The sequence below is a fragment of the Capnocytophaga sp. oral taxon 863 str. F0517 genome (assembly GCF_000466425.1).
GTDB lineage: Bacteria > Bacteroidota > Bacteroidia > Flavobacteriales > Flavobacteriaceae > Capnocytophaga.
In genome coordinates, this window is the sequence record NZ_KE992083.1 from 107,181 (window position 1) to 113,439 (window position 6,259).

Annotated in this window: 6 protein-coding genes; 3 read left to right on the forward strand and 3 right to left on the reverse strand. The window is 41.5% G+C overall.

Annotated features, from left to right (window positions below):
• The first annotated feature begins 1 nt into the window (after position 1).
• A complete protein-coding gene (locus tag HMPREF1551_RS00520; RefSeq protein WP_021627021.1) occupies positions 2-970 on the forward strand; it encodes a hypothetical protein in 969 nt (322 codons plus the stop codon).
• Positions 971-1,027: 57 nt separating this feature from the next.
• On the opposite strand, the gene HMPREF1551_RS00525 is transcribed toward HMPREF1551_RS00520, so the two are convergent.
• From HMPREF1551_RS00525 to HMPREF1551_RS00535, 3 genes are all read right to left on the reverse strand, one after another.
• On the reverse strand, positions 1,028-1,396 hold the full coding sequence (locus HMPREF1551_RS00525) for a heavy-metal-associated domain-containing protein (RefSeq protein ID WP_021627022.1): 369 nt from the start codon (positions 1,394-1,396) through the stop codon (positions 1,028-1,030).
• Between the two features lie 24 nt (positions 1,397-1,420).
• Positions 1,421-3,664, reverse strand: a complete 2,244-nt coding sequence (locus HMPREF1551_RS00530; RefSeq protein WP_021627023.1) for a TonB-dependent receptor — start codon at positions 3,662-3,664, stop codon at positions 1,421-1,423.
• A gap of 156 nt (positions 3,665-3,820) precedes the next feature.
• Positions 3,821-4,228 carry a hypothetical protein gene (locus HMPREF1551_RS00535; RefSeq protein WP_034543965.1) on the reverse strand — a complete coding sequence of 136 codons (408 nt, stop codon included), beginning with the start codon at positions 4,226-4,228 and terminating at the stop codon, positions 3,821-3,823.
• Positions 4,229-4,451: 223 nt separating this feature from the next.
• Between HMPREF1551_RS00535 and HMPREF1551_RS00540 the strand changes: the two genes are divergently transcribed.
• Both HMPREF1551_RS00540 and HMPREF1551_RS00545 read left to right on the forward strand, forming a co-directional pair.
• Positions 4,452-4,814 carry a hypothetical protein gene (locus HMPREF1551_RS00540; protein ID WP_021627025.1) on the forward strand — a complete coding sequence of 121 codons (363 nt, stop codon included), beginning with the start codon at positions 4,452-4,454 and terminating at the stop codon, positions 4,812-4,814.
• Between the two features lie 401 nt (positions 4,815-5,215).
• Positions 5,216-6,112 (forward strand): MbnP family protein, encoded by an 897-nt coding sequence (locus HMPREF1551_RS00545; RefSeq protein ID WP_021627026.1) that lies wholly within the window; start codon positions 5,216-5,218, stop codon positions 6,110-6,112.
• Positions 6,113-6,259 lie beyond the last annotated feature (147 nt).

Below are 6,259 nucleotides of genomic sequence, written 5' to 3' on the forward strand. Positions count from 1 at the left end.
CATGCAGTTAAAGGAAATTCGTTTCAATGAAAGTAATATACAACTAAAAGATAACTTAGTCAAGGGAAGTATCCTACCCGAAAGAGTATCTGAGCTCACCCGTACCATTACCGTACAGGGGAATACCATCATAGAAGGCCCGGTCTTTGCGCATAAAATGGAAATACAAAATGGCTCCTTAGAAATACAAGGAGCTGTCTTTACCCAACTGGAACTCTATATCAATAGCGAAGCCAAAGGGGATATCACCTTTAAGAAAAGTGTCGGTTCGGCCAACTCTATCGTATCGCGAGCTGCCCAGGTGAAACCTCTATTTTATTCAGATATCAATGCCAAGAGCGTAACCCTATACAATGCCTTTGTCGCCGGAAGTATCTATGCCGATGAGGTAATCCTGGAGAACTCTGTCATATGTGGCGGAGTCTTTGCAACCCAGCAAATCGATTTGAAAAACTGTATCGTAGGGACTTTCAACGCTCCTGCGGTACGTGTAGAAGGCCAACTAAGCCTCCTACTCCCCAGTGCCTTCTCTATTGAAAAAATGCAAACTACTGCTGATACAAGGCTCTACAACCTGAGCTTGGCTGACCTCGGTGCGCTCTACAAAGGCCTCGAACAGGCACCTAACTCTGGAAAAATAGCTATGGATACCGAAACGGACGAGGTGAAGTCCTCCCTTACCGACCAGGATATTCAGAAAACACTACGTAGCTATACCGTCATAGGAAAGGTACTGGCTGCTGATCTGCTCGATACGGATAAATTCCAAAATCACTTCCTTTTGACTGCCGCCAGCCTCGGAAGCCAATTGCTCAAAACCTATGACTTAGGCCCCGACAAGGACGGAACCCCTGCCCTACTGACGGTTGAGAAAATACGTGATTTCTTCTTCGATATTCTCAGTGGAAAAATCCAAATTCAGGATATCGATGGCCGCTTCAGCATTGCGGATATTACCGGCAAGTTTTAATCCTAAGATACCACTAAAAAAAGAGGCTACCCTTTTCGGATAGCCTCTTTTCTCTTTCTAATGGTGTGCTTTTACCACTTCTTCATCACGGTACTTACAACAATCACTAACCTTGTTATAGTCTTCCTCACTGGCTTCTACCTTGTGAGAGCCATCGGCAAGGTTGTTGGAGTGTCCTGCTTTGGCAATAGCCTCTTGTACTTGATCCGTTGAGGTTTTTCGCTCGTCTAAAATGAGAGAAAGCTGGTGCGAGTTTACATTCCACTGAGCGTATTTCACGCCTTTTACTCCTAAGGCAGCCTTTTCTATACGTGCCTTACAGGAGTTACAAACCCCTTCTACTTGAAGCTGGGCTTTTGCATTTTTATTTTGTGCCAACACAGGCAACGAAAGGGCTAAAAAAGCCAATAATATGAATTTTTTCATGATAATATAGGTTTTTAATTTGTTTTACTTAAGTTTGAACCGCAATCCTGCATAGATCATACGTCCTTGTACAGGTGCATAGGCCATAGAAGCATCAAAATAAGTGCCAAAAGGCGCATCGGAGGCTATGATAGCACGTTTTTGATAGTAATTAAAGAGATTCTCTGCCCCTAAATAAACCTCTATCATAGGAGAGAATACTCGGGTAAGCTGTGCCTGAGTGGTGGTATAGGCAGCTGCGGTATCTCCCATTTGGTAAGCCTGCGGATTGGAGGAAGTATCCGGTAGGCGTTGGCTACCTACTGCATTGAAAGTGGTATCGAATCTCCATTGACGGCCTTCTTGAGGAGTGGTTTCATAGGAGAGATTGACCATCCAGCGCTCTTTAGGTTGGAAAGGTTGGGTTCGCCTTCCTGAAAGGTAATCGGTCTGTACATCAAACCACTTATAGGCGACCTTCAGGTGAGTACGCTTGAGGATCTCATAGTTGGCCTCTATTTGGAAATTGGTAGAAAAGCTCTTACCGGTGAGGTTATAGAAAGCCACCTCTCTGGGATTGTCCCAATCCACCACTACCTGATTGGTAAAATTGGTATAATATAAGTCACCCACCAGCTCTAAGTCTCTACCTCCCAAGGGCAAGTATTGGGTAAAGGAAAGCCCATAGTTCCAAGCAATCTCAGGGGAAAGTCCATAGGTCTTATCCGTCTCGCTACCCATCAGGCGTATGGCTCTGGCAGTGGAGAAGAGCTTTTGATTTTCAGAGAAGATACTAGCCAAGCGTTCGCCACGACCGACAGCAAGGCGAAGGGTTCCCTTCTTCCAAGGCATATAGCGCAAGTGGAAACGAGGGGTAATGAAGGCGCCTATATGGTTGTGATAGTCCGCTCTGGCTCCTGCGGTAAGCCCAAAGGTATCCCCAGCAGAGAGGCTGTACTCGAAGAAGGCCCCAGCAGAGAAATCGGTACGGTCATAATCTCCGGAGAGAGAGGGAACTCCTACTCGCTCGTCTATCACATCGGTAATGCTATTGATCCCTGTGGTAAAGGTATGATTGGTATTGCCTATGATAGACTTGAAGAGGGCATTGACATAAAGGGTCTTCTGTGAGATCGCATAATCATTTAGCCCAAAACGAGCATCCTGATCATACTGCTTATAGTCGGCCTGGAAACCAAGACTCTGGTAAGGCATATCCTCCCATATATAACCGAGCTTAGCCGAAGCGTTGAACTGATGAATCTTATTAGTGCTTTGCCATAGAGAAGGGATCGCAAGGGAGCTAAGTTGCCCTGCCTTTCTATCATCATAGAGATAGTGTAGGCTAAGGTTGGACATCCAGCCAGTATTGGGATTGGCATACTGCCAACGGTTCATCAGGTTGATTTGGCTACCTGTGGGTACATCCATGAAGCCATCACCATTGTTGTCCATCTGCATATTACGGGCATTACCATGTATATAAAGCCCCGTATGCCAGTGGTCACTCACCTTGGTATTGAGGTGATTATTCAGTTCAAAACGTCCGTCCTCACTACCATATACATTCAGGTAAATAGGGGTATCAAGGATTGGCTTTACCAATTCGGTATTGATCTGTCCAGCGATGCTCTCATAACCGTTGATCACACTCCCTGCTCCTTTGATCAGCTGGATATTATCTACCCATGAGCCTGGTATAAAAGTCAACCCATACACCTGTGAAGCCCCGCGTATGCTGGGCACATTCTCCTGAGTGAGCGAAAGATAAGGACTGGCTAAGCCCAACATCTTTATCTGCTTGGTACCGGTCACCGCATCGGCTACCGCGACTTCCGTATTGGAGCTGGTCTCGAAGCTATCGGAGAGGTTGCAGCAAGCTGCCTTGAGTAGCTCTCCTGAGTTGATATTGACCATCCCCGCTGTGCTTAGCTGCAAGCGTTCGGTAGGTTTGCGCTTGGCTACAGTGACTTGTACTGCCTCCAATTGGTTCGTGTCTTCCTGTAGAATAGCGTTGACAAATTTCATAGGATCTGTAATGGTAAGCACCTTTGTCTTGAATCCTACGTAGCTGACCACCAGTTTTTTAAGCTCTGGCTTATACAATAGTTTGAAGTGACCATTGGCATCGGTTGTAGTACCTATGGTGGTATCTTCCCAATAGATACTCACCCCTGTTTCGGTGAAGGTATCAGTGGCATCTTTGAGGGATATTTTTCCTTGCAACATTGTCTGTGCAAAGATAGAAAGAGGTAGCATGAATAATGCTAAGCATATATATTTCTTCATTGTTAATTTTCTTTTAATTTTTTTTTAAAATTCTCCCACAGCTCTAAAGGAATTCCTTGGGCTGTAAAAATAGAGTACTCTCATTGGCACAGATTGTATAAGGAAAAGACCCTATACGTCCATGAAAGTGTTAGTTTTAGAAAAAAATTAAAAGTGCTAACAAAGAAATTGCTGAAAGAGGATAGGGATATCCTTCACCAGCAAAATAGCGGAAGAATTAATAAGGCAAGTGGTTCGCTCCCAAGGAAAATCCTCAAGGGCCACAGCCCATGGTGATACAATAGTAGGAAGTACTTGTTTTTTAACAAGTACGATAACAGAAGTCGTTTCGCTCCTTTCCAATCTAGCATAGGAAGCTATAGGCAACGCTTGGCAACAAGCATGCTTGGGAGCACATCCGTTTTTCTTCTTACAGCAATCAGGCATCTCTTCTTTGTGGCAAGCCATACCCGCCTTAGCAGAAGACTTCAGCGACTGTTTGGGGCATACATGTCCTGCTACCTCTCCTGTAAGCGGTAAGGCTAACAGGCAGAGTGCCAGTACATAAGTTATTATTTTTGCCATAACAGTCTTCATACTGTAAAAGATGAATGTAGAATTTGAGGGCAAAGGTATAGCTTTTTTTCTAACAAACAAAATTTTTTAGACATTAATAATCAACTATCTATTATAAGAGGCTGATTATCAGCAATTAAAAAATAATTGCGAAATTTTAAAAATAAGACTTGTTTATCTGAAAAAAAATCGTATCTTTGCCCTAGATTTCCGACATTAAAAATCATCTATTGTGAAGCGTTTTGTAAGTTTTTTCTTATCCTTACTTATTCTGCTGATAGCCTTTCAGCAGACGCTTCTTATTGTGCATTACCATATCAATCGCGATTTCATTGAAAAAGCCTATTGTGTCAATAAAGACAAGAAAGAAATGGATTGCCATGGAAAATGCCACCTGAAAAAGAACATAGAGGACACCTCCAAAACTTCTGATAAGCTCCTCAACCTAAAAGATATCGACTTAGTGGTCGTACAGCCCTTCGCTTTCGAGACTAAGGTAATGCTATCTATAGAGGAGTTACCCCCTTTCTTCTTCAAGGAACAATTGCTTCTTCATAAGATCATCAGAAAACAGATGCGACCTCCGATCGCATGACTTCTTCATTCATCTTTACACGAGCCTGCAGCTCGTGCTTATGCTGGTGCGAGCTTGCAGCTCAACCTTATATGATCCTAATGTAGCCACCCATGAAGGATGCCCTTCTGCGCCTTGAATACAGGGTACATTCCACAGAACAAAAGACCTTTTCCACATTCCACATTTTTTGTTCGTATCCTTGCCATGCCTTATGGTCATCTATCTACATTAGCATAAGTAATCCAAAAAATAAGCACAATTTATTTAAAAGATATCTCTAAAGAAATACTCATTTTTAGAGATAAAGATGAGTATTTCTTTTTCTAATTTAACCACCTAATATTTTCCCTATTTTTATACTTTAGGGATAGAAAAACACACCCTAAAACCTAATTTCTAAAATTTTAATTTATATAAAAATGAGAAAATTCAAAACGCTCCTCATGGCTATCACTACAGTAGCCGCACTCTCTTCATGTAGTAAAGACGATAATAATTCTAAGCAAGATGAAAAAAAACCTAATTCTGAATTAAAAGATGAAGGAAAACTCTCCTTACAATTTGAAAATTATGTAGGAACAGAAAAACTGACGTTAGGAGCAAATGCTGCTAGTGCTAAACCATACACTTCCAACGGACAAGCACTTAAGTTTTCTGAAGTAAAGTATATAATCAGTAACATCCGTCTAATAAAAACTGATAATAGTGTTGTCTCTTATAATAGTGACAATCTTGACACAGGTGCTTTTATACTAGACCAAGCAAAACCTACTTCTTTAAAATTGGAATTAAGCAACTTACCTACAGGACAATACAAAGAAATTCAATTTGACTATGGTATCCGTAAGGAGCTAAACAAACTTGATGAAGAACGTTTCCCTAAGTTCTACAAAGCAGCTGAAAAGAATGACACTCGTATGCATTGGGAATGGGGAAATGGATATCGCTTTACTAAAATTGAAGGCTTCTGGGGAAGTCAAGATAAAACTTTGTCCATCCATATAGGTAGCACTATTAAGGATAGAGATACTAAAAAAATCGGGGTCGATGCCTCTCGAAATATAAAATTGCCTTTAGCCAAAGAAATAACCATTGGTAATCAAAACGCTGAAATTACTATTATTGCCGACTTTGACAAACTCCTTAATGGCACTAAGAAAATCACTCTAACAGAGAATGATTCTGAAGACAACCCCAATCATAGTGCAACTCCCAGTGTCCACTCAGCTCTACAAATGACCGACTTTGTAAATAACATAGCTGGAGATAATCAGAACAACACAACCGGAATGTTCAAAATCGCTTCTCCAAAATAACCAATAACACTTAATAGAAAATAATTAAAACATGAAAAAAATACTATTAACTATTCTTGTAGGTACTTCTTTAGTATTTACTCAATGTAACAAAGAGGATACCACAGATACTACAAAAAAAGAAGAAAAGGAACTTACCCTAAAGGA

Coding starts and splice junctions, on each gene's coding strand:
- HMPREF1551_RS00520 (WP_021627021.1), top strand. CDS start 2: ATGCAGTTAAAGGAAATTCGTTTCAATGAAAGTAATATACAACTAAAA.
- HMPREF1551_RS00525 (WP_021627022.1), bottom strand. CDS start 1,396: ATGAAAAAATTCATATTATTGGCTTTTTTAGCCCTTTCGTTGCCTGTG.
- HMPREF1551_RS00530 (WP_021627023.1), bottom strand. CDS start 3,664: ATGAAGAAATATATATGCTTAGCATTATTCATGCTACCTCTTTCTATC.
- HMPREF1551_RS00535 (WP_034543965.1), bottom strand. CDS start 4,228: ATGGCAAAAATAATAACTTATGTACTGGCACTCTGCCTGTTAGCCTTA.
- HMPREF1551_RS00545 (WP_021627026.1), top strand. CDS start 5,216: ATGAGAAAATTCAAAACGCTCCTCATGGCTATCACTACAGTAGCCGCA.